The sequence below is a fragment of the Pseudoalteromonas rubra genome (assembly GCF_005886805.2).
GTDB classification, from domain to species: Bacteria; Pseudomonadota; Gammaproteobacteria; order Enterobacterales; family Alteromonadaceae; genus Pseudoalteromonas; species Pseudoalteromonas rubra_D.
In genome coordinates, this window is the sequence record NZ_CP045429.1 from 1001639 (window position 1) to 1024653 (window position 23015).

General features: G+C 45.6%; 17 protein-coding genes and 9 tRNA genes. 12 read left to right on the top strand and 14 right to left on the bottom strand.

Annotation, left to right across the window (positions count from 1 at the left end; genetic code table 11):
• Positions 1-170: 170 nt before the first annotated feature.
• The 5 genes from CWC22_RS04495 to CWC22_RS04515 form a co-directional block, all read right to left on the bottom strand.
• Entirely contained in the window at positions 171-2114 is a 1944-nt protein-coding gene (locus CWC22_RS04495) for an EAL domain-containing protein (RefSeq protein WP_138539782.1), read from the bottom strand.
• Between the two features lie 202 nt (positions 2115-2316).
• Positions 2317-2393: transfer RNA gene (locus CWC22_RS04500), tRNA-Asn, on the bottom strand.
• Between the two features lie 21 nt (positions 2394-2414).
• Positions 2415-2491: transfer RNA gene (locus CWC22_RS04505), tRNA-Asn, on the bottom strand.
• Between the two features lie 35 nt (positions 2492-2526).
• Positions 2527-2603, bottom strand: a tRNA-Asn gene (locus tag CWC22_RS04510).
• Between the two features lie 19 nt (positions 2604-2622).
• Positions 2623-2699: transfer RNA gene (locus CWC22_RS04515), tRNA-Asn, on the bottom strand.
• 1138 nt (positions 2700-3837) lie between these two features.
• Here CWC22_RS04515 and CWC22_RS04520 point away from each other — a divergent pair.
• Together CWC22_RS04520 and uvrB are read left to right on the top strand one after the other, a co-directional pair.
• Positions 3838-5217 (top strand): MATE family efflux transporter, encoded by a 1380-nt coding sequence (locus tag CWC22_RS04520; protein ID WP_138539184.1) that lies wholly within the window; start codon positions 3838-3840, stop codon positions 5215-5217.
• Entirely contained in the window at positions 5214-7226 is a 2013-nt protein-coding gene (gene uvrB, locus CWC22_RS04525) for an excinuclease ABC subunit UvrB (RefSeq protein ID WP_138539185.1), read from the top strand. Before CWC22_RS04520 ends, uvrB begins: the two co-directional genes overlap by 4 nt.
• Before the next feature lie 42 nt (positions 7227-7268).
• Here uvrB and CWC22_RS04530 read toward each other — a convergent pair whose 3' ends face one another.
• Together CWC22_RS04530 and CWC22_RS04535 are read right to left on the bottom strand one after the other, a co-directional pair.
• A complete protein-coding gene (locus CWC22_RS04530) occupies positions 7269-7865 on the bottom strand; it encodes a porin family protein (RefSeq protein WP_125564473.1) in 597 nt (198 codons plus the stop codon).
• 121 nt (positions 7866-7986) lie between these two features.
• Positions 7987-8823 carry a LysR substrate-binding domain-containing protein gene (locus CWC22_RS04535; protein WP_125564474.1) on the bottom strand — a complete coding sequence of 279 codons (837 nt, stop codon included), beginning with the start codon at positions 8821-8823 and terminating at the stop codon, positions 7987-7989.
• Between the two features lie 104 nt (positions 8824-8927).
• Here CWC22_RS04535 and CWC22_RS04540 point away from each other — a divergent pair, with 104 nt between their 5' ends.
• Positions 8928-9581, top strand: coding sequence for a glutathione S-transferase family protein (locus tag CWC22_RS04540; protein ID WP_138539186.1), 654 nt, complete (start codon positions 8928-8930; stop codon positions 9579-9581).
• A gap of 101 nt (positions 9582-9682) precedes the next feature.
• Positions 9683-10159 (top strand): GNAT family N-acetyltransferase, encoded by a 477-nt coding sequence (locus CWC22_RS04545; RefSeq protein ID WP_125564478.1) that lies wholly within the window; start codon positions 9683-9685, stop codon positions 10157-10159.
• An 11-nt stretch (positions 10160-10170) separates the two neighbouring features.
• Here CWC22_RS04545 and CWC22_RS04550 read toward each other — a convergent pair whose 3' ends face one another.
• The 5 genes from CWC22_RS04550 to CWC22_RS04570 form a co-directional block, all read right to left on the bottom strand.
• Positions 10171-11367 (bottom strand): iron-containing alcohol dehydrogenase, encoded by a 1197-nt coding sequence (locus CWC22_RS04550; protein WP_138539187.1) that lies wholly within the window; start codon positions 11365-11367, stop codon positions 10171-10173.
• A 145-nt stretch (positions 11368-11512) separates the two neighbouring features.
• Positions 11513-11872 (bottom strand): hypothetical protein, encoded by a 360-nt coding sequence (locus tag CWC22_RS04555; RefSeq protein WP_138539188.1) that lies wholly within the window; start codon positions 11870-11872, stop codon positions 11513-11515.
• 158 nt (positions 11873-12030) lie between these two features.
• The gene (locus CWC22_RS04560) at positions 12031-12795 is read right to left on the bottom strand and encodes a YdcF family protein (protein WP_138539189.1); all 765 of its coding nucleotides are present in this window, start codon (positions 12793-12795) and stop codon (positions 12031-12033) included.
• 82 nt (positions 12796-12877) lie between these two features.
• Positions 12878-13765: a LysR family transcriptional regulator gene (locus CWC22_RS04565; RefSeq protein ID WP_040645583.1), complete on the bottom strand. Its 888-nt coding sequence runs from the start codon at positions 13763-13765 to the stop codon at positions 12878-12880.
• 534 nt (positions 13766-14299) lie between these two features.
• A complete protein-coding gene (locus tag CWC22_RS04570; protein ID WP_171045124.1) occupies positions 14300-16690 on the bottom strand; it encodes an EAL domain-containing protein in 2391 nt (796 codons plus the stop codon).
• A 193-nt stretch (positions 16691-16883) separates the two neighbouring features.
• Between CWC22_RS04570 and pyrC the strand changes: the two genes are divergently transcribed.
• Positions 16884-17921, top strand: coding sequence for a dihydroorotase (gene pyrC / locus CWC22_RS04575; protein ID WP_138539190.1), 1038 nt, complete (start codon positions 16884-16886; stop codon positions 17919-17921).
• Positions 17922-18101: 180 nt separating this feature from the next.
• Here the strand turns inward: pyrC and CWC22_RS04580 are convergent, their stop codons facing one another.
• Positions 18102-18932, bottom strand: a complete 831-nt coding sequence (locus CWC22_RS04580; RefSeq protein ID WP_125564488.1) for a substrate-binding periplasmic protein — start codon at positions 18930-18932, stop codon at positions 18102-18104.
• Positions 18933-19166: 234 nt separating this feature from the next.
• On the opposite strand from CWC22_RS04580, the gene CWC22_RS04585 reads away from it, so the two are divergent.
• Entirely contained in the window at positions 19167-19472 is a 306-nt protein-coding gene (locus CWC22_RS04585) for an FHA domain-containing protein (protein ID WP_138539191.1), read from the top strand.
• 69 nt (positions 19473-19541) lie between these two features.
• Here CWC22_RS04585 and folD read toward each other — a convergent pair whose 3' ends face one another.
• Positions 19542-20396 (bottom strand): bifunctional methylenetetrahydrofolate dehydrogenase/methenyltetrahydrofolate cyclohydrolase FolD, encoded by an 855-nt coding sequence (gene folD / locus CWC22_RS04590; RefSeq protein WP_125564492.1) that lies wholly within the window; start codon positions 20394-20396, stop codon positions 19542-19544.
• Positions 20397-20790: 394 nt separating this feature from the next.
• Between folD and CWC22_RS04595 the strand changes: the two genes are divergently transcribed.
• From CWC22_RS04595 to tig, 6 genes are all read left to right on the top strand, one after another.
• Positions 20791-20867 (top strand) — tRNA-Pro (locus CWC22_RS04595).
• Between the two features lie 70 nt (positions 20868-20937).
• Positions 20938-21014: transfer RNA gene (locus CWC22_RS04600), tRNA-Arg, on the top strand.
• Between the two features lie 23 nt (positions 21015-21037).
• Positions 21038-21113: transfer RNA gene (locus CWC22_RS04605), tRNA-His, on the top strand.
• A gap of 19 nt (positions 21114-21132) precedes the next feature.
• A tRNA-Pro gene (locus CWC22_RS04610) sits at positions 21133-21209 on the top strand.
• Positions 21210-21228: 19 nt separating this feature from the next.
• Positions 21229-21305, top strand: a tRNA-Pro gene (locus tag CWC22_RS04615).
• A 331-nt stretch (positions 21306-21636) separates the two neighbouring features.
• Positions 21637-22944 carry a trigger factor gene (tig, locus tag CWC22_RS04620; protein WP_125564494.1) on the top strand — a complete coding sequence of 436 codons (1308 nt, stop codon included), beginning with the start codon at positions 21637-21639 and terminating at the stop codon, positions 22942-22944.
• Positions 22945-23015 lie beyond the last annotated feature (71 nt).

Below are 23015 nucleotides of genomic sequence, written 5' to 3' on the forward strand. Positions count from 1 at the left end.
TTGCCCCTTAGTGTGAATGAATTTACAGAGAACCAGAATAGACTGAGAATTCTAACAATTTCGGGCCGGAGATCACAGTATTTAGCCAGGTGTTAAGGGGGAAAGTTTGTTAAAAATGGCTATTAAAGTTGACAATAGGGCAATAGGCTTGCCCTATTGTCATCAGAGTATTAAATTTCTTTTGGCTTTTCGATGTAGTAACCCTGAACGCCATCCAGGCATAAGGTCTCAACGATGTGCTTTTCTTCCTGACTTTCGACCCCTTCTGCAAACACACTGACACCAATTCGGTGGGCAAGGTCGACCATTAGACGCATAAAGTACTGGTTGTTTTTATCTTCTTCAAGGCCACGAGTGTAGCTTGCATCCATCTTGATAAAGTCTGGTTTCAGATCGCGGAAGAACTTAAAGGAGGTGAGTCCAACACCGAAACGCTCAACTGTAATACGGGCACCAACCCGGTGTACCATATCAATAAAGCGCTTACTGGCTTTTATATTTTGTTGCAAACCGAATTCACTGACTTCAAAGATGAGCTTGGACGCCAGATTAGCCTCTTTTAGCAGACGGCGTTCAAGCCAGATAACAAACTGATCACTGTGGGCGCTGGACGCTGTGACATTAATACCAAAGAACTTTTCATTGAAATTACGTGATTTAATCATCTCGATTGAGGTATCAATGATAAGCTGATCAATCTCTACTGCCATTTCCAATTTTTCGGCCATTGCCAGGAAAGAAGCCGTTGGCAGCATTTGTCCGTCTTCGGTTTTAAATCGGGCCTGAATTTCGGCATACGCTTTAACATTTTTACCGATCGGCATGATGTTTTGCATCATCAGCATAACCCGACGGCTTTCAATGACTTCACGGATAACACGTCGCCAGTTCTGGTTACCAAATCCGGCGCCGACATTATTAACCAGGTCTGTTTCTCGCTGCAGGTGCCAGGCATTGGCTTGCTTGCTCTGTGCCATACTCATGGCGTTATCCACAACAGATAGCAATTCGCCTAATGGCTTACCTGATTCGTAAGGCACAATACCTGTGTTGGCAACCGAACTTAGCTCTTGGTTTTGCTGATATTGAGTGAATCTGGCTTGCAGGGTTTCACCAAATCGCTCTGCTTCTTTTGACGGAATATTCGGTAAGATAACGGCAAAGTCGGAGCTGTTGAGACGGAACACCTGACTGCCCGTATAGGTACCACTAACGTGCTTAACGATGTCAGCAATCCCTTTGATATATAGATCGCCTTTTTGATACCCCCGGGTCTGGTTAATCATTTGCAATTCGCTACAACGAACCATGGCAAGTGAACCAAAGCTTTTATCAGTGGCAGACTCAATCTGGTGTTCGTAATATTCAACAAACATATTACGGTTGCCAAGACCGGTCACGACATCTTTATAAGCTTCTTGCTTTATTGACTGAGCAGCCGACTTAATGTCTTCCTGTTTGCTTTTAAGAAAGTGGGCAAGTCGGTTGAATGAAGGGGCCAGCTCAGCGCCCAGATCAGCCACTTTATTGGTATTGAAATCCTGATCTATGCTTTCAGACACTTGGTTTTGTGTGATGTAGATATCCACTGCATCGGCAACCGTCATGCTAACATTGCGATTTAGCTTGCGATAAATGGTCTTCATATAAAAGATAGGGAAAAAGGCCATCAGTGCTGAGATGATGATCATAAAAATCAATGCTTGCTGTAGCAGTTCTGCTTGACTCTCTACATTGATCAGAAACTCTATTTTTATGTCTTTACTCTTATTGACTGCAAATTGCGGCCGGATGGAGTTCATCGTATCTGCGATGATACCCGCCAGTACAGGCATTTCACCTTGAGTATTGATGTTCAAAACGGTTTGTCCGGCAAAGTCGCGGACAATAAAAGAAGAAAATACGTTGCCACTGCCCAAAGATAAGCGTATGTGCTCAGGCGTGACATCCGCCATGGTTTTTTCCTGGATGTAATTACTCACCATGCTCTGTGCATTTTGCTGGGCTCTGCTGACGGCATTATCAAAGCTGCTTGCGATCAAGAAGCTACCAAGCGCAGAAAAAACAATCCAGGAAATGAGCTGGAGAAATATGAGTTTTTTAAAACCTGCCATTGTTATTCATCTACCTGAAATAGGGATTAAATTCCATTCGTCGACTGACTTGCATCAGCAGCTTTTTGAGGAGTGAAATAGCCGCCTAGAATGCCTGTAGGGTAGAGCATTCATTGGAAAAAGTCTAATATATTCGAACAATTGCCAAAAGATATACAATGAAATAAAAGGTGATAAAAGAAAATATAGGAGTGAAGTAGGTTGGCTCCCCCTCCCCGACTCGAACGGGGGACCTGCGGATTAACAGTCCGTCGCTCTAACCAACTGAGCTAAGGGGGAACAATATGAATTTACTCTAAATGGCTCCCCCTCCCCGACTCGAACGGGGGACCTGCGGATTAACAGTCCGTCGCTCTAACCAACTGAGCTAAGGGGGAACTTCTTAGAGTAGAAACGATAAGCCTATAAAAATTGGCTCCCCCTCCCCGACTCGAACGGGGGACCTGCGGATTAACAGTCCGTCGCTCTAACCAACTGAGCTAAGGGGGAATCGTTTCCATTGAAAGATTGGCTCCCCCTCCCCGACTCGAACGGGGGACCTGCGGATTAACAGTCCGTCGCTCTAACCAACTGAGCTAAGGGGGAAGCATGTCTCTCAACGGGGCGAAATATTAATGACCGCTAGGCAAGGTGTCAACAATAAAAATCATTGAATTGTAAAAAAGCAGTCCGTTCGTTGAATTAATGCGCGATTTGCCCCTTTTTTAGCTGCCTGATAGGCCTCTTGATGCTATTAAGAGCGACCAGGAATCCTGAGCAGGGAATTCGGCTCGATCACAAAATGTCTAATTTTTGGTGTTTATGTCTTATTTTTGTTCGAAGAGAGTTTTTTTTACACTTTAGTTGGGATCAATAATTGTGACACTGTGAGATCCGGAGAAGATCTCAGAAATGATCGAATAACAATCCAGTATAATTGGAATTTATTGCACAAAAATTACTCAATATATGCAGAATTATTGCATATAAATGTTGTGAAAAATACAAACCCTTTAATAGTCAATGGTTTAAGTGTTTTTTGCTCGTGTCGCCTCAAATTTGCAATATTCTAATATTGGTCTAATGGAGTGCGATCTTGCTTTGAATTGTTACTTGATCCCAGCCCGTTAGTGGCAGGATCATCGTATATGTTGCGATCCTTTGTCTGGATCGTAGGCTAGGCCTTTATTTTTAAAGGCTGTGATAAGTTATCCACGGAATCTGTGGATAACATTGTTTATTAAACTTTAAAAAGTCTTACAAAGCCAGTTATTCCGGGGTATAGCGACGATGCAAGGGTTTTGGTGAAAAATATTTTGTTATTATTATTCAGTAATTTATATAAATCGAGTCAATCTGGAATGAGAAATGCAAAATATGACGGATTTATTTCGTATCAGCACCAACAATGTGCAAAAAGTGACCCGAATCAAGTCCTGGTGCGATAAAAAACCGACTTTTTCCTAAAGTAAGTTTGAGTTGATGTGAAATACCCCAATAAAACAATTTTATTGCCCTATCCGGGCGTGGTCAGCATCGAGGCATAGCTTACTTTCTTTGTTATGGGTCCGTGTATGGCCAATTTAGTACAAGCACATTGAGATAGAAGCAAAATGCAACAAGGTATGACATCTATATAGGCAGGTTGTACGTATCGTATCTACATATAAATGGCTGTTTAATTGAGTGCATCACAGAGGGTGATCCATTAGAATACCCGCTTCTACATGAGGTAAAGCAAACTATGTCCGAAGTTCGTCAATCAAGTCCAGGTAGTGATATTCTCAATGGGTCAATCGCCCTAACGCTAAGACGTATGACCGTCCCTATGATTTTTGGCATGATCACTCTGATGAGTTTTAACTTAATTGATACCTTTTTCATTAGTTTGCTAGGTACTGAGCCGCTTGCAGCAGTCAGCTTTACTTTCCCTGTTACCTTTACCGTCATCAGTCTTGCAATCGGACTTGGTATTGGTACGTCGGCGGTCATTGCTAAAGCTCTGGGCGCTAATAATATGGATGAAGCTAAGTTTGATGGGTTTGTCGCTTTATTAGTCTCCGCGGTGATGGTTGCTGTTTTGTCGGCCATTGGTTATGTGTTAATTGAGCCTATATTCACTGTACTGGGCGCAAGTCCGCAAACCATGCCTTATATCTATGACTATATTTCGATTTGGTTTGCAGGGGCTGTATTCTTGATTATGCCGATGATAGGCAACTCTATTCTCAGGGCCAGTGGTGATACAAAGACGCCAAGCCTGATTATGGGATTGGGTGGACTTATTAATGCGATCCTGGACCCTTTGCTTATTTTCGGCTACGGTCCATTTCCAGAATTAGGCGTGAAAGGTGCAGCGATAGCCAGTGTGATAGCCTGGAGCGTTGGCGTTGTATTTATTTTATACTTACTGACTGTTAAGAAGCGCTTACTACAATTCTCCAGCCCACAGCAGAGCATCTTCCAGGCGACTAGTAAAATACTCAAGATTGGCTTGCCAGCCGCCGGAGCAAATATGCTCACGCCAATCGCCATGGCAGTCATGACTGCAATTATCGCCACTTATGGTGCTGAAGCTGTGGCGGCATTTGGTGTGGGCAGCCGTATAGAGTCTATTGCCAGTCTCGTAGTATTGGCGCTGTCTATGACCTTACCGCCGTTCGTCAGTCAGAATTTTGGTGCTCAGAAATATCAGCGTGTTGAAGAAGCTTATCAGACTACTTTGAAATTTGTGATGGCATGGCAATTTGCTATCTACATCTTGCTTATTGCATCTTCACACTGGATTAGTCAGGCATTTGGTGATGAGCCTCAGGTAATCGACATTATTAAACTATTTATCTATACCTTGCCACTGAGTTATGGTTTGCAAGGGGTGATCATTCTCACTAACTCGTCATTTAATGCATTACATAAGCCAATGCGGGCATTAGTATTGAGCATAGTCCGTCTGTTTGTCTTTTATGTGCCTTGTGCCTACCTGGGGTCACATTTTGCGGGTATTCAGGGGCTGTTTATCGGTGCTGCAGTTGGTAACCTTTTCACTGCAATACTGGCGTATAAATGGTTTACAAGCACCCTTAATGCGATGCGAGTGAGTCAACCTTTGGAGAAAACAGTATGAGTGATGTATTTGACCTGGTTTCCGAGTTTTCACCCAATGGTGATCAGCCTACAGCCATTGCACAGTTGTGTGATGGCTTAGAAGCAGGTCTGGCACATCAGACCTTGCTGGGTGCAACTGGTACAGGTAAAACCTTTACCATGGCCAATATTATTCATAACTTGAACCGGCCAACCATTATTATGGCGCACAACAAAACCCTCGCGGCGCAGTTGTATGGTGAGATGAAAGAGTTTTTCCCCAACAATGCGGTGGAGTATTTTGTCTCTTATTATGATTATTATCAGCCTGAAGCCTATGTTGTTGCCAGTGATACGTTTATAGAAAAAGACGCTTCAATCAATGAACATATCGAGCAGATGCGTTTGTCTGCAACAAAAGCCTTGTTGGAGCGTCGGGATACGATCATTGTTGCTTCGGTTTCTGCGATTTATGGTTTGGGCGACCCTGACTCTTACATGAAAATGATGCTGTTGCTTAAAGTGGGTGAAACTATGGAGCAACGAGCTATGCTGAGACGTTTGGCGGAGCTTCAATATACCCGTAACGACATGGATTTTAGCCGTGGTACGTATCGGGTCAGGGGAGAAGTCATTGACATCTTCCCTGCAGAATCAGATGCCTATGCGATCCGGGTGGAAATGTTCGATGAAGAAATTGAACGGATCAGCATGTTTGACCCACTCACCGGAGCGGTTGAAAAGCACTTAGTGCGTGCCACGATTTACCCAAAAACTCACTACGTCACGCCGCGCGAGAAAATCTTAGATGCGATTGAGAAAATCAAACTGGAACTTAAAGAGCGTCGCAATAAATTGCTGACCGATAACCGGCTAGTAGAGGAGCAGCGGGTTGCTCAGCGCACGCAATATGATATTGAAATGATGACCGAGCTTGGCTATTGCTCAGGCATTGAAAACTATAGTCGTTATTTATCTGGGCGAGCACCCGGCGAGCCACCGCCAACCTTACTGGATTATTTGCCAGACGATGCACTAATGATCATTGATGAGTCTCATGTCACTGTGTCACAGATAGGTGCCATGTATAAGGGAGATCGCAGCCGTAAAGAAAACCTGGTTGAATATGGGTTCAGATTGCCTTCTGCCATGGATAACCGGCCTCTCAAATTCGAAGAGTTTGAGGCAATCGCACCGCAAACGATTTATGTGTCTGCGACGCCGGGTGATTATGAAATCGAGCGCTCGTGTGGGGAGGTAGCTGAGCAGGTGATCCGTCCGACAGGATTACTCGACCCTATATTGGAAGTGCGCCCTGTTGCGACTCAGGTTGACGATTTGCTCTCGGAAATCTATCGGCGGGTTGAATTGCAGGAACGAGTCCTGGTTACAACCTTGACCAAGCGTATGGCGGAAGATTTGACTGACTACCTCAATGATCATGATGTCCGGGTACGTTATTTACACTCGGACATAGATACCGTGGAGCGTATGGAGATTATTCGTGATTTACGTAAAGGTGTCTTTGATGTGTTGGTCGGTATTAACTTGCTGAGAGAGGGGCTGGATATGCCCGAAGTGTCTTTGGTGGCGATCCTGGATGCAGATAAAGAGGGCTTTTTACGCTCGACCCGCTCTCTGATCCAGACGATTGGTCGGGCTGCGCGACACATTAACGGTAAAGCGATTTTGTATGGTGACGTGGTAACCAAGTCTATGCGTCAGGCAATCGATGAAACTGAGCGACGTCGTGCTATTCAACATGCTTATAATGAAAAGCATGGCCTGAAGCCACAAGCTTTGGTTAAAAAGATCACTGATGTAATGGACTTAGGTGAAGAAGTGTCGCCGGAACAAGCTGCGAAGATTTCCAAAGCTGCGAAACAGCCGGCGGTTGTCAAGCAGGGTCAGAGTGTGACAGAGCTCACAGAGCAGATTAAGCAACTGGAGGCTCAGATGATGCAGTATGCGCGCGAGTTGGAGTTCGAGAAAGCCGCGAGTATACGTGATGAAGTCCAGCTATTGCAGCAGCAATTGTTGCAGAGCTAATACTAAACGCGCAGCCTATAGCTGCGCGTTTTGCTGCTTCATTTAGAAGCGATAACTGATACCTACACCCAGACTTGAGGTATCTAGGTCGCCCATATCCATATATTGAATAGCAGCATTAACTGACAAACCATTGTCCCAGTCGTATTGCCAGCCTGCCTCAGCTAAAAAGCTGACCCCATCTTCCTCAACCATGTTTTTACCTTTGTAGCCAATTTCGTAATCGTAATAATGTGCACCGACCTTGCCATACAAGTAGTTATTCTCGGTGAGCTGATACTGGCCTTTTACCGCAAGTACAAAGTTGTCATAATCTAATTCGTTTGCGCCGATTTCAAATAGCGCCTTGTCATTGCGTGTACACGTAAATTTATCGTCGTTGTCATCTGTACACTTCCACTCATCGGCTTCCATACCTGTGTTGATACCCGCTTCCAGCGCCCAGGTAGAATCATATTGATAGTTATAATATGCATAAACATGCGTAACGCCATCCCCATCCTGATCAGAGCTTTTATACGAAGCGCTGCCGCCGAATAGTTGTGCACCTACGCGGTGTTTTTCATCATGTTGTGCAGCCTGTGTTGCGAAAGAGGCTGAAACTGCAAAAACGAGTGTGAGGAGAGATAAAGATTTCATTGCTGTCATTCCGTTTGATTAACTTGCTGACAAGTTTAAGCTGAGTCCTTGTGAGAGTCTGTTTGTGGCCTGTCATAAAATGTAAGCGCATGTAGAGTGAATGTGAGCAAAGATTAATAGACTAATCAAAACGTTGGATTGCATCACAGAGAGTGCGTAAATCATCTTCTTTCACCGGGTTAGCCGTTGTATTGCTTCTGATCAGCACCACTTCAATAGCCGGCAATGCAGGAAGACCTGAATGTGTAATGATATTAAGATCCTGTGCGCTACTTCTTGCCAATGCGCCCACTGCCAGTCCCGCCTTAACCAGTGCGCGTAAAGCGGATGCACTGCCACAGTTTGCAATGATCTTGAATGGTCGCTCTTGTTTCATCAACCCCTCAGTGGCTGCCTGATGAAAGCGGCAGTCTCGTTGAAATATGGCCAACGGTAAAGGTGCTTTCGAATGAGGTTTTCCAACCCAGACGCCCTGATCATGGTATAGAAGTAACCCTTCTTCAGAATCCGGACTGCGAGTAATGATGCCCAAGTCTAATTCGCTCTGGTCCAGTGCATCCTTTATTCGGTTGCTTGACATACAGTGAATGTCCAGTTCCAGGTTTGGCCAGTGTTGATGTAATTGGTTGACAAGTCTAGGTAAAATAGTCTCAGCATAATCGTCAGGACATCCGAGTCTAAGCTGAGTGATTCGCTCGCTGCTGCGCATGTAAGTCAGGGTATCGTCGTGTAAGCGTACTAACCGTCTGGCATAACGCATCAAAGTATGGCCATCCTGAGTCAAGTGTAGCTTGCGACCTGACTTTTCAAATAAGGGTTTACCTACGTCCTGCTGGAGTTTTTTCATCTGCATACTGATTGCTGATTGAGTTCGGTGCAGTTGGCTGGCTGCCCGGGTAAAGCTGCCGTTTTCGACACAGGCGATAAAGCTACGTAGAGATTCTATGTCCATACTCATAAGAGATATTGATGTTTGATATCAGAATTATCCGCTGGTTTAAGATCAATTTGCAACCTAAAGTAGAGCAACTAACAAAGACATGCAATGACTTGAGGGCGACAATGAAACTCTATATCGGAAATAAAAACTACTCCACCTGGTCACTAAGAGCTTGGTTAATGATTGAAAGATATGAATTAAATTTCGAGGAGGTGGCACTTAAATTGGAGACTGAGGGATTCTACAAGGCGCTGTCCGGACTTAGCCCGACACAAAAAGTCCCATTATTGGTTGATGGTGAACTGGTTGTGTGGGAGTCACTGGCAATTTGTGAATATATCAATGAAGCTTATTTATCAGGGGAGGCCTGGCCTGCTTGCCCTAAGTTGCGTGCCAGAGCACGGGCGCTGAGTTCAGAAATGCACAGTGGCTTTTTGGCACTCAGAGCAGAGATGCCAATGAATATCAGGGCACAGAGGCATGTACAGTTATCGGCGGCGGCGCAAAAAGACATTGCGCGGATTGGCCAAATTTGGCAAGCGCAGCTGAGTGAATTTGAAGGACACGGTGGTTGGCTATTTGGCCGCTGGAGCATTGTTGATGCCATGTTTGCACCTGTAGTGATGCGCTTCATCACCTATGGCATTGACCTCGGGCCACTAGCCAAAGCTTATATGGACAAAGTGGCGACATGTCCTGCGATGCAAAAGTGGTGTGCCGAAGCGCTGCTTGAACAGGATGTTGTCCCTGGTGATGAAGCAGGTTTGCCACGTTAATAACTCAACCAGCATCCCATGTGCCGGAGTGTGCTGCACATTACATCCTTAATTTCGTAATATACTCACCGTTGTATATTAGTAAATAATGGAGGTGCCGCATGCTTATTCCGGTCGACACTCATAACCTGCCTGTTTACCTGAACTTAGCCCAGGCTTATGAGGCTGAGTTTTCAGCAATCACAAATAAAAACCCCGGCGCGGATGGCTTGTTCGCGCTAGATACTGTGCTGGAGGGGAATGTCACAGGCTATTTATGGTATGACAATGAAACGCCGGTAGGTTTGGCGGCAATCGCGCAGCATCAGATAGATGAATTTGAGGTGTGTGAGTTTTATATTGTGCCGCGATACCGTAAAGCAGGGCAAGGTGCCCAATTTGCTCATACTCTTTGGGCCAATCAGCCGGGTTTATGGACTATTAAACAAATCGCTGGTGCTGAGTACGCAACGCAATTTTGGCACCGCGCAATTGCGTCTGCCGGGATAGAGGGCGTGCAAGAGGACACTTATCAGGATCCATATTGGGGCAAAGTGGCTCGCCAGCGGTTTCGCAATGATACTAGTGTGGTGAGCTAGTTTGTCGCAGGTCAGGCCCGGATCTGTGCCAATATATGCTGGCAATCCGGAAGTGCCATAAAGTGCGGTACCGGGTAATCCGGGTGCGCTTCGTCAAGTGCCATTCTTGCCAATGATTGAATGTCGTCTTTGAGCACCTCATTAAGTTGAGTCTGAATATTCAGCTGCGCAAGTAAGCGAGTGATATGAGTGATGAGATCCTCAGCCTGTTGCGCTTCGGGGTAGTCCAAAGAAGTCAGACTACAGTGGCGAGCAATCTTTGCCAGCTGAGGATGTATTCTGCTGCCATACCAGTGCAGCACAGGTAATAACAGCACCGCATTTGCAAGGCCATGCGGCGTGCCATATCTGGCTGTAAGTTGATGTGAAATGGCATGAATATAGCCAACCGAAGTTCGAGTAAATGCCTGTCCGGCCAGAAATGATGCATACAACAGCTTTTCTCTTGCATTCAAATCCTGGCCGTGTTGATAGGCGGTTGGTAAATGGGTAAATATGAGTGAACATGCCTCAAGTGCTTTGTCATCGGTGCGCTTAGTGGCATTGATACTCAACAAAGCCTCAATGGCGTGTGTCAGTGCGTCTATCGCCGTGGTAGCTGTGATCCCTGCGGGTAAGCTTGTGGTGAGTTGACTGATCAAAACTGCCCGCTGAGGTACCAGGCAAAAGTCTGCTGCGGCGAGCTTTTTATTATGTTTATTATCGTTAAATACTGCTGCAACTGTGGTTTCTGAACCTGTGCCTGCCGTTGTGGGGATGGCGATGTTCGGGGGCAGTGTTTTAAGCACCTTAAATAACCCTGAAAAAGCATCGACTGAACGAGTTGGTCTGACAACACGGGCACCGATTAACTTTGCGGCATCCAGTACTGATCCGCCTCCTACACTAATGATGGCCTCACAGCGATGTTGCTTATAAGTCTGATATCCTTGTTCAATGTTCTCTATTGTGGGATTGGCTTGAACCTGATCGTATATAACCGGACACAAGTTGCGAGTGTGTAGGGCATTAAGCACAGGTTTAATGATCTCTAACTTGTGTATCACTGTGTCTGTGACAACCATGACCTGAGCCTTATCGGGTAAAGATAAGTCGGCAATAGCATTGTCCAGCCCTTGTGTACCCTGGTATAGCTGAGGTGCGGGAATACCAAAAAATCTGACAATCGATTTCAGTAAAAAATGATAGCAGCGGTAGAGAAGGTACATTGCTTACTTTGCTCAAGTGATGTTTTATTGCACAAAAGCATAGCCGAATGTGTCAGGAAATAGCAAAGTTTTAGTGACAGGTGACTGAATAGTCGAAACTTTAGAAGAGAATGAGCCAGCATGTGCTGGCCCACACAAAAGGTGATTACACAACGCCACGTGGCAGGCGGCAATCATGATCCTTTTCAGCCAGCTCAATGATCCAAGCTTCTTCTGCGGTATAGCCATCATCATTGGCTTTAACAACCGTAAACGGCGCTGCTTTTTTAACAGCAGGCGTAGTGGCCTTCGTTGTTGCTTTTTTCTTTGGCGCAGCTTGTTCTGTTGCGGCTGTTCCTGAAGTTAGCTCTTCGGTTAAAGCTGCTACATCTGCCAGACGCATATTTTTGCCACCGTCAATGCTGTACCAGCCAGGCTTAGTGGTGATCTCAGGCTTTTTGCCGTTGGCGGCTTCATATGCGGCTTCAAATGCACTTAAAACTTCAGTTTTATCTAGTTTACTCATCGTAAATCCCAGTCGTGTTATACGCGGATACGCAGGTTAAGATTAAACGATATTTATACCTATTTTTGAGGAATTTTTCAATTTTTTGCGCTTTTAAGCTCTGATTCATCGCTAATCAGTGTGTAATTAGGTGCAATGTGTCCGACTTTTGGACTAGTTTATAACGCCTGAGGGTCAATCATACGACGCAACGCAATCCACTGCAGTCCCAACACTTCGTGTGCATAGGTGGTGACGGCCTGCAGCACGGATGCACTGGCAATAAAACGTTTATAGTCAGGTGTATTTGTGAAGCTATAAAATTGTACCGGTGCTGCAATGGTATCAACGCCCTGGGCGGCAAACAAATTCTGTGCACGTGTCATATGGCTGGCAGATGTGACCAACGCCACTTTACTGTCAACCAGTTTGCTTGCAAGTAACAAAGCTTCGTCCGCCGTGTCTCTGGCCTTTGGGTTTTGGATTATTTTGCTAGCAGGCGTACCTAATGCGATTGCTGTGTTAGCCATTAATCGACTGCTGGTAGCTTTGCTGTGACCTGCGCCTGATACAATCAGGTAGGCATTAGGATACTGATGACTGAGTCTCAGACCTTCTGTGAGGCGAGATAAGGCACAACCGGATAGCTGTAAATTGGCCGTTAGTCTGTCATTCGGGCTAAGGCTACACCCAAGCACAAGGATATAGTCGACATCCTGATGCTTATCAATCGAAAAAGGGCGCAATTTTGCTTCAATGGGGCTTATCAGTTTGGCTGCAACAAAAGGGGTGCTGATAGCCCAGAGACTTAGCACGGCCAGCCAACTAAACAAATAAGATTTGCGATTTGTTTTTGCAACAAACAGTAAAGCAAGCGCAATCAATAGTAGCGTTAGTGGTAAGGGCATCAATAGTGAGCCAATGACCTTTTTCGCTTCAAACATAAAAGTATCCGTTTATGTAGTTTGCGCTTAGTTTACTCCTATTGCCTGGCAATTGCGTAGTGTAAATCCACTCGATTGCGGATTAACGACTCACAGATTGCTTGCAGGTGTTCAGGAAGTGTCGGTACACCGGGTTATCCTTCATGTTCTTTTTCATTGCTAAGTACATAGGACGGTTTAGTCCAAGTGCGCCTAATGGAATTGACTTGATCAGACCCTGGCTTTCGTAGGGCGTAACCAGCCAATCTGGCAGGGCCGCAACACCCATACCGGCGCTGACTAGCTGAAATATCAGTAACCCTTGGTCGACGGTTTTTAGTGTGCCGTCAAAGCGAGCGTTTTGAATAAAGTGTTTGAATATGTCCTGGCGCTCTTTTGGAATAGGATAAGAAATAATGGTTTCGTCTTTGAGATCAAGTGCCGTGACATAGGCTTTTTTAGCCAGCTCGTGATCAGGGGCGACAATAAGCTTGAGCTTAAAGTCGAAAATATGTGCATATTCAACTTGATCTGGTTCGCGAATATCTGAAGTCAAAACCAGATCAAGTTCGTCGCTGAGTAGCTCCGGAATTGCGTCATAGCTAAAACCGCGCTCATAATCGACTTTTATGTCAGGCCAGAAATTATTAAATTCTTTAATCGTTGGCAGCAACCAGTGAAAACAAGCATGGCATTCAACACTGAGTCGTAGTTGTGAAATAGGTTGATTGAGGCTTTCCTTGAGGCGACATTTGGTCGCTTCTACTTTGGGGAGTACGTCATTTGCCAGTTCCAACAATAGCATCCCCTGAGGGGTAAATCGCACGGGTTGAGTCTTGCGTTCAAATAACTGACAATCCAGTTTGTTTTCCAGATCTTTGATCTGATGAGAAAGTGCTGACTGAGTAAGGAATAACTCACGCGCTGTATTGACCAGTGATCCGGTTTCTTTCAGGGTCGCTATGGTTTTTAAGTGCTTTATATCTATCATCATCAACAAATCTCATTCTAAACGTGAGTAAAACTCAGATTACACCCATATTACGCTGTGAACCCTAGCTATTCAACGTCTAGACGTCTATAAATCCAGCAGCGATTGACTAAATATTTACAAAATTACTATAGCATCATTTTTGACAGCGTTGTCATTCTTTATTTGACTTTTTTTAAAAAAAATACAATTTAATTTTACTCATGTTGATGTCCTCAGGCTTCAGATGAGAAAATAAACACTCAATGGGGATTTCTTGTGTCATCTGATGAAGTAGCAGGCGGGAGCGTCAAGGCATGGTGAATATCTAATGTGGTGCGTCATTATGCCTGCGGAAGTCAGACGTTCATTGTGTCATCAGTTGAAATGTGGTTTGGCATTAATACGTCAGAGATAAAGCGTATCTTGGATTTACCTGAGTGATGATGTTAATAACCTGCAAAGAGTGAAATAATGTCCAGGCACTGGGTAATTTGGCATACACTACCCAGCGTCGCTCTTGTCAGTCTACTGTTGCCAGTTCCGCTGTGCTCCTCAGGGAACATTCTTTGTTGCGAATTTGACCTGTTCCGACTGTAAAAAGGCCAGAGCTTGATCTGCCTGAAGCGGGTGAGAGATTAAAAAGCCTTGTCCGTACTGACAGGCTTTACCACTGAGTATCTGCAATTGCTTGTGCGTTTCTATCCCTTCGGCTACGACTTCCAGGTCCAGTGATTTTGCCAGTGATAAAATGGCATCGACCAGAGGGTTGTTATGATCTGTGAGTTGTTGAATAAAGCTTTTATCAATTTTAAGCACATGAATCGGCAGCTGATGCAAGTAACCCAGCGCAGAGTATCCGGTACCAAAGTCATCAAGGTAGAGCTTCACCCCAAATGGAGACAAGCCATGAATGACTTTTGTTGCCAGGTTGAGGTTTTCAATCAAGCCTGATTCGGTAATTTCGAGGCTGAGTGCCCCCTGGTGCAGGCCGTAGGCGCGATATAAGTTGGCAATCTGCTCCACAAATTCCAGGCTGGCGAAATGGCGTGATGAGACATTCACCGTCAGGCTGATGTCCTTGATCCCGATACTCTGCCACTGCGCCACCTGTTTTGCTGCCAAATCGAGTAAATGCAAATCGAGCTCAATGATCTGGCCGGTTTGCTCTGCAATAGGAATAAAGTCATCAGGCGTGACCAAGCCGTTTTTTGGGTGATGCCAGCGCACCAGGGATTCAAAACTGACAACCCTGGGCTGGGCCAGTGTGAATATGGGCTGGTAATAGAGCTCAAATTCTCCATTTTTAATGCCATTTTGCAGATCGTTTTCTATGTCAGCCTGCTGCTTCAGTTTCTTACGCATTTCATTATTGAAATATCGGATCTGACTGCGCCCTGCCGATTTTGCTTCATACATGGCTGCATCGGCTTGTTGTAACAGCGCGATGGCATTGTCCGAATCACTGGAAGTGAATGCCACACCAATACTGCTGGAGGCTTGCAGCAGGTGACCATCGATTTGGATGGGTTTAGCAATGGCGTTTGTGATCCGCTCCAGCGCTAATTCAACCTGTTGTTTATCGCCTATATTCTCCATGAAAATGGCGAACTCATCACCGCCCAGACGTGCAAAGGTGTCCGTTTTTCGAATACAGGTCTGGATAAGATTAACGATAGCGACGAGAAAGTGGTCGCCAACATCATGCCCCAGTGCATCGTTAATGCTTTTGAATCTGTCTAAATCAAGATACAGAAGGCAGTGCTGACGTGACGGTTTACTGCGTCCCAGAGATAAAATGGCATGTTTTATCCGTTCCAACATCAAATAGCGGTTTGCCAGGCCGGTCAGGTCATCATGCAATGCTCGATGTTCTAATGCTTGACGGGCAAGGCGCCTGTCTATGGCCATACTGAGCTGACGACTAATATAGGTCAAAATGGCTTTATGGTGGCGGCTGAATGCCCGATCGTTGTCGTAACTTTGCAGCACAACGACACCCTGATATTGGTCATTTACCACGAAGGGGACCCCAAGCCAGGAGCGTGGCGAGCGGCCAACCATTTTAAAGTTCTGTTTTTCAATGTGGGTCAGAAACTGCTGGTGGTCGCACAGCAAAGACTGCTGCTGTTTGATGATGTAGTAAGAGGCAGTATGTTTTATCTGCTCTTTAGACACTCGCTGATGTGCGCTGCATTTGACACCAGCTTCTATCAGGTAATCAATCTCGAGCACATCCTGCTGGGTATCGTAGAGTCCAATAAAACAGTTCTCAGCAGGAAGTTGTGAACAGATGATGCTGTACAGCTCATCGTAAAAAGCTTCCAGGTTACGGGATTGATAAGTGATGTTGGCGATTTTCAGCAGGCACTTTTCCAGCTGTTGTGCTTCATGCAATTGCGTCACAGTGGCGGTCAGATGGTCCAGTGTTCTGACCTGATGAATTTTAGCACTGAGTAAATGTGCCACGGTTGACAGGATCTGCAAATGCGCCTGGGTAAAGTAGTCCGCTTCCGGGTGCTCACAGTCGATAACACCCAGTAAGGAGTTTTCATACACTAAAGGAACACATAACTCTGATAGGGCTGGTCGAGTGTCGGCAATATACATGGGTTCCAGGGCAACGTTACCAGAAAGGAAGGGTTGCTTAGTTCGTGCAACATGGCCTGTGATCCCGGCGGCAACGGGGATCCGTTGCTGGCTGACCTGGTGACTGATGTCTTTATGTGCAACGCCCATACTGGCGACGACATCGAGATATTCGCCAGCCGGATCCGTGAGGTAAATCACACAATCCACAAACCCCAGGCGACTGACCACTTGGCTGGTAACATAATCAAAGAGTTCATCGAGGTGAGTTATCTGAAGCAAAGACGATGAAAACTGGTTAATGATGCTTAACTGTTCGGTTTTTGATTCTAGTTTTGTCTCTGACAGTATTGGCATGACACGGGCCTGATTACTTAATCTCCGACTATGTTAACGCTCTTAAATCATGCGTTACAGTCAATGTTGCAATTTAATTGCTATTTACTGTAAACCTGATGACACTTTTACGACGCGGGCTATTAGGCGTAAAAACTTTACTAACCTGCTGGCTCAGCCTATGATCGGGCAAATTCAGTAGTGGGAAAGAGCAATGACAAGTAAACAGACCTTAACAATCACTCGTCCGGACGACTGGCATGTGCATCTTCGTGATGGCGCTGTACTCGTTGACACTGTGCGCGATATCAGCCGTTATATGGGTCGGGCAATCATCATGCCTAATTTGGTACCACCTGCAACTTGTACACAGAGTGCATTGGCTTACCGGGAGCGCATTTTGGCTGCGCAGCCAAGCGGGCAGTTCGAACCTCTGATGGTATTATATTTGACTGATAACACCAGTGCTGAAGAGATCCGAGCGGCGAAAGCCAGTGGTCATATTGTCGCTGCAAAATTGTACCCGGCAGGCGCAACAACCAATTCAGATTCGGGTGTTACCGACATTGAGAATATCTATCATATTCTGGAAGTTATGCAGGAAGTCGGTATGTTGTTGTTGGTGCACGGCGAAGTGACAGATTCCTCGATTGATATTTTTGACCGCGAAAAAGTATTTATTGAAACCAAGCTCAAAAAAGTGGTTGATGCATTTCCTAAGCTCAAAATTGTACTGGAGCATATTACCACACAAGATGCGGTGGAGTTTGTAGAGTCGGCACCGGAGAATATTGCTGCGACGATTACAGCGCATCACCTGTTATACAACCGCAACCATATGTTGGCGGGTGGTATTCGCCCACATTATTACTGTTTGCCTATTCTCAAGCGTAATACCCATCAACAGGCGCTACTGCGCGCAGCAACCAGTGGCAGTAAAAAGTTCTTCCTGGGTACTGACTCAGCGCCTCATGCGAAAGATAAGAAAGAAGCAGCTTGTGGATGTGCTGGGGCTTACACGGCTCATGCCGCAATTGAGCTTTATGCAGAGGCATTTGAAGAAGCCGGTGCATTGGATAAACTTGAGGGCTTTGCCAGCCACTTTGGTCCAGACTTTTACGGATTACCTCGTAATACTGACACCATTACTTTAGAAAAAAATAGCTGGCAGGTGCCGGATTCTTACCCATTGGGTGATACTCAGGTTGTGCCAATTAAAGCTGGCGCCAGTATCGACTGGCAGGTAGTTTAAGACACATTTATAAGGGCAGCTTGGCTGCCTTTTTTACGTCTTCTCTTTTCCCTGAGCACACAAACAGACACATCACTATTTGCAGCAATAGGCTGATATCCATTTTGATACTGCGATGACTCTATCAACAAGGGGCTTGCGCAGTTCATGACTGAAACCAAAAAAGCTGCGATCGCGCAGTTATGGCGATGGACTTTTTTGTAATACGGTACTCAGGGCCTTATCCATTTTCTCGATGAAGTCATATTTAAACGGATATTGACCTTCATATCCTTTGAGGTATCCGATATGGGCACTGCGACTGAGGACTACGCGGTCTTCAACAAATGATTGCGCGGTTATGCCCGTAAGCTGTTCTTGCAGCTCACTGATACCGATTAAAGTTGAGAGCCTGTCATTGATGTAGCAGTCAACCCTCTTTTTATACAGTTTGATGATGTTGGCTCGGGTATTTTTGTTTTCCCAGACTACAATTCGCCCGGTTTTTCGCGCTTCTTTGAGTGCATCGTCAAGGATGAGAAAGCCTGCGTTCAATCCAATATTAACGGGTGCTTGCTGGGCATTACGTTGAGTGATGTTTTGTAACGTGATACCTGGATTGCAAAACGCCACGACTTCTTCTTGTTTCAGGGCAATGGAGTAAGGCCAGATAAAGGGCCGGGTGTCACGATGGATATAAGGGGGCATCAGTGCGAATGCTTCCCCATTCTCGAGTGCTGAGACGCCTCTTTTCCAGGGAATAGGGCGAAGCTCCACCAGGTAATCTTCTTTGATTAGTTTCGCTGCTTCTCGGATCAGTGTGGGGTAAATGCCAACTAATTTACCATCCTGGACATAAGAGTAAGGCGGGTAGCTGTCGTCAGCTAATATTGTGACGCTTATCGGGCTGGCGGCACGGACTATAAAACACGCAAATAAGCCCAAAACACATGCCAGCTGCTTCACCCGGTGGTACCCAAAACCGCCGTTATCTTGGTTTCTGCACTGTCTTGCACTAACTACTCCTGACACTGCTGTAGTTCCTGTAGGAAGCCCTAGTCTAACTGTAGATAAGATCTATTCAGATGTCAGCATTAGATCTGACGGCATACTCATTTTGCTGAGAAAACCAGCAGTGTAAGGTCGCGTAATGTCATCATTATGACCCAACGATTACAATCTTGTACTCACAAGTAGGGTATTTTTTCCTCCTGTAAGACGCACTGTAGCAAGATTCGACGTCAGGACACTCAGATAGGCACAGGCATGGCACATCTTTTATTAGCGCAAACCAATGATCACATCCTTCTTAATTCATATCACCGTTTTGGTCGTGCAGAGGGGGAGGTTGATACTCAGTTATTAGGGGTAGAAATCTCACGCCATCATGCCATTATCGTCTGGACAGGGGAGCAATGGACACTTCGGGATACCAGCAAAAACGGTGTGTTTGTGAACCAAAATAGAATAGTGTCGAAAACAGATTGGGTGTTGAGTATTGGTGACGTAATCTCTTTTTCAGAGCTTCACCCTTACAGCTTTATTGTGAGCTCACTGACCCCGCCGGAGTGAACTTATTTGCTGTTGCTATTCTAAAAAGAGGGATGAAGCAGGTGTGGTGCACACCTGCTATGCGAAGCGTTAGCTATGATAATTTTCGCACGCTTCGAGTGTATTCTCGATGAGACTTGCGACGGTCATTGGCCCTACACCACCTGGTACTGGCGTAATGAAGCTCGCTCGTTGTGCGGCAACGTCATATTGTACATCACCTACCAGTTTGCCTGACTCCAGTCGGTTAATGCCTACATCAATAACCATTGCACCTTCTTTGATCCAGTCGCCAGGAATGAATTCTGGCTTGCCCACCGCTACGACCAGTAGATCGGCCCGGCGCACGTGCGCTTCAAGGTCTTGGGTGAATTTATGGCAAACAGTCGTTGTACAACCTGCCAGCAACAGCTCCAGAGACATTGGGCGACCTACAATGTTAGAAGCACCTACAACGACAGCATGCATACCTTTGTATCTGACACCTGTTGAATCGAGTAAAGTAATGATCCCTTTTGGCGTACAAGGGCGTAACGCAGGCATTCGTTGTGCCAGTCGTCCGACGTTATAAGGATGGAAACCATCAACATCTTTATGTGGGTGGATACGTTCCAGTACTTTCTCGGCATCTAGTCCGTCAGGCAGTGGTAACTGGACCAGGATACCGTCAACGTTTGGATCTTGATTAAGTGTGTCCACCAACTCCAGTAATTGCGCTTCACTTGTGTCTGCGGGTAGATCATATGACTTAGATACGAAGCCTACTTCTTCACATGCTTTGCGTTTTGAGCCTACGTATACCTGGCTGGCAGGGTCCTGGCCAACAAGTACAACTGCTAGTCCTGGTGCTCTGAGCCCTTGATTGATCCGCTCTGCAACGCGGTTGGCTACGGTACTGCGAACTTGTTTCGCAATGACTTTACCGTCGATGATGTTTGCCGTCATGACTGACCTTTAAATTTAAGGGTTAATTACTTGAACGATTATAGAGTGTATTTAAGGGGGTACTCTATTTTATAGGAGTTCACTGAGTCATCTGTATCAGCGTGAGGGCGTGCTCAGGACTGAGTACTGAAAAACTTAGGAAGCCGCTACTATTTTCGCAAAAATCCCCCAAATAGCCAAGCTGGATCCGACACCGGGCAACTTTATTCTCTTTGAGTAAGGCAAAATTGCTGAAAAACCAGTCGTCTTGTTATATAAATTAAACGTTTTGGAGTAAAAATAGTCAGTTGGCATGTTTTTAAAAAAAAATGTTTGACCTCATCGGGGCAAATCACTATTATGCACCCCGTTGTCAACGAGGGGCTCGCAAGAGAAACTCTGAAAATAACACAATCGGCGATTAGCGCAGCTTGGTAGCGCACTTGGTTTGGGTCCAAGGGGTCGCAGGTTCAAATCCTGCATCGCCGACCACTCTTTTTTACTTTAAAGAGAGTAAATCAACGAAAGTTGGTGGTATGCACGAAGAAGCATTCTTTGCGCCGCGCCCGTAGCTCAGTTGGATAGAGCAACGGCCTTCTAAGCCGTCGGTCGAAGGTTCGAATCCTTCCGGGTGCGCCATTTTTAAAATCCACATTGTAGTGGCGGCTGTAGCTCAGTTGGTAGAGCCCCGGATTGTGATTCCGGTTGTCGCGAGTTCAAGCCTCGTCAGTCGCCCCATCTACAAAACCTATATGTTCGGCGATTAGCGCAGCTTGGTAGCGCACTTGGTTTGGGTCCAAGGGGTCGCAGGTTCAAATCCTGCATCGCCGACCACTTTCAAAATATATATATTCGGCGATTAGCGCAGCTTGGTAGCGCACTTGGTTTGGGTCCAAGGGGTCGCAGGTTCAAATCCTGCATCGCCGACCATCTCTTTTCTTCTTTATTTTTCAAAACTTATTTTATCTGTCTAATTTTGTCCTTAGCAACATCAATTATTTGCTGCGATTGCTCGACTCTCCCGTTTTATAGGTTATAATGCCGCGTCTATTATTTAACATAGCGCCCTGTCTGGGCAGGCAGCAAGTCTGACAGAGATCAGCACTGATTCTTAAACATCAAATGTTGGGAAGTTTTAACGGTGATTTGCTTAATCGAAATTGAGCAAATATGATGGTCTGCTGTCATCTGATCTGATAAAAAGTCGACTTGTTTGTAAGGAAGGCGCGTAGTCGCCAAAAATGAAAATTGAGGTTATATCATGCAAGTTTCTGTTGAGACGACTCAAGGTCTTGAGCGCCGTCTGACTATCACAGTTCCAGCTGAGAACGTTGAGACTGAAGTAAAAAAACGCTTACAACAACTGGCTAAAACACAGCGTATTGACGGTTTCCGTCCGGGTAAAGTACCAGTTTCTGTTATCAAAAAGCGCTACGGTGCTGCTGTGATGCAAGAAGTTGCTGGTGAGTTGATGCAACGCAACTACATCGAGGCAATTGTTTCTGAAAAGATCAATCCTGCTGGCGCACCTACTTTTGCTCCTAAGTCACTGGAAGTGGGTAAGGACCTTGAGTTTGATGCAACTTTTGAAGTTTATCCAGAAGTTGAACTGAAAGATCTTGAAAAGATTTCAGTAGAGAAGCCTGTGGTTGACGTAACAGAAGATGATCTGGCAAACATGCTGGAAACTCTGCGTAAACAACACGCAAGCTGGACTGAGAGCGATGCTGTAGTAGGCGAGAAAGATCGTGTAACGATTGACTTCTTGGGTACGGTAGAAGGTGAAGAGTTCGAAGGCGGTAAAGCTGAAGACTTCCCACTTGAACTTGGCCAAGGTCGCATGATCCCTGGTTTCGAAGATGGCATCATCGGTAAGAAAGCAGGCGAAGAAGTTGTTGCTGACGTAACTTTCCCTGAAGAGTATCACGCTGAAAACCTGAAAGGTAAAGCGGCGCAGTTCAAGATCACTGTGAAGAAAGTTGAAGTTCAGGAACTACCAGAACTAACTGATGAGTTCGCAACTAAATTCGGTGTTGCTGAAGGCGGCGTTGACGCACTGAAAGAAGAAGTGAAGAAAAACATGACGCGTGAACTTGGTCAGGCTGTGAAAGCTCAGATCAAAGATCAAGCGATCAAAGGTCTTTTAGAGACTAACGAAGTTGACGTACCTAAAGCGCTTATCGACCAAGAAATCGATGCACTACGTCAGCAAGCCGCACAACGCTTTGGCGGCGATGCGAAGAACATGCCTGAGCTACCAGCTGAGCTGTTCCATGAGCAAGCTGTAACTCGAGTTAAAACTGGCCTTCTGTTAGGTGAAGTGATCAAAGCAAACGAGATCACAGTAGATGATGCAAAAGTTGAAGAGCTAATCGAAACTGTTGCTTCTGCTTACGAAGATCCAAGCGAAGTAGTTGCATACTACAAAGGCAATGATCAGTTGATGCAGCAAATGCGCAACGTTGCGATGGAAGAGCAAGCTGTAGATGCGATTCTGGCAGCTGCTGAGGTTGCTGATGTTGAGAAGTCTTTTGACGACATCATGAACCCACAACAGGCTGCTCAGTAAGCACTTTTGATCTCGTCAAAGACGAAATTATTGACTTACTGTTAAGCTAACGTTTAAATGGCTCGTATTGC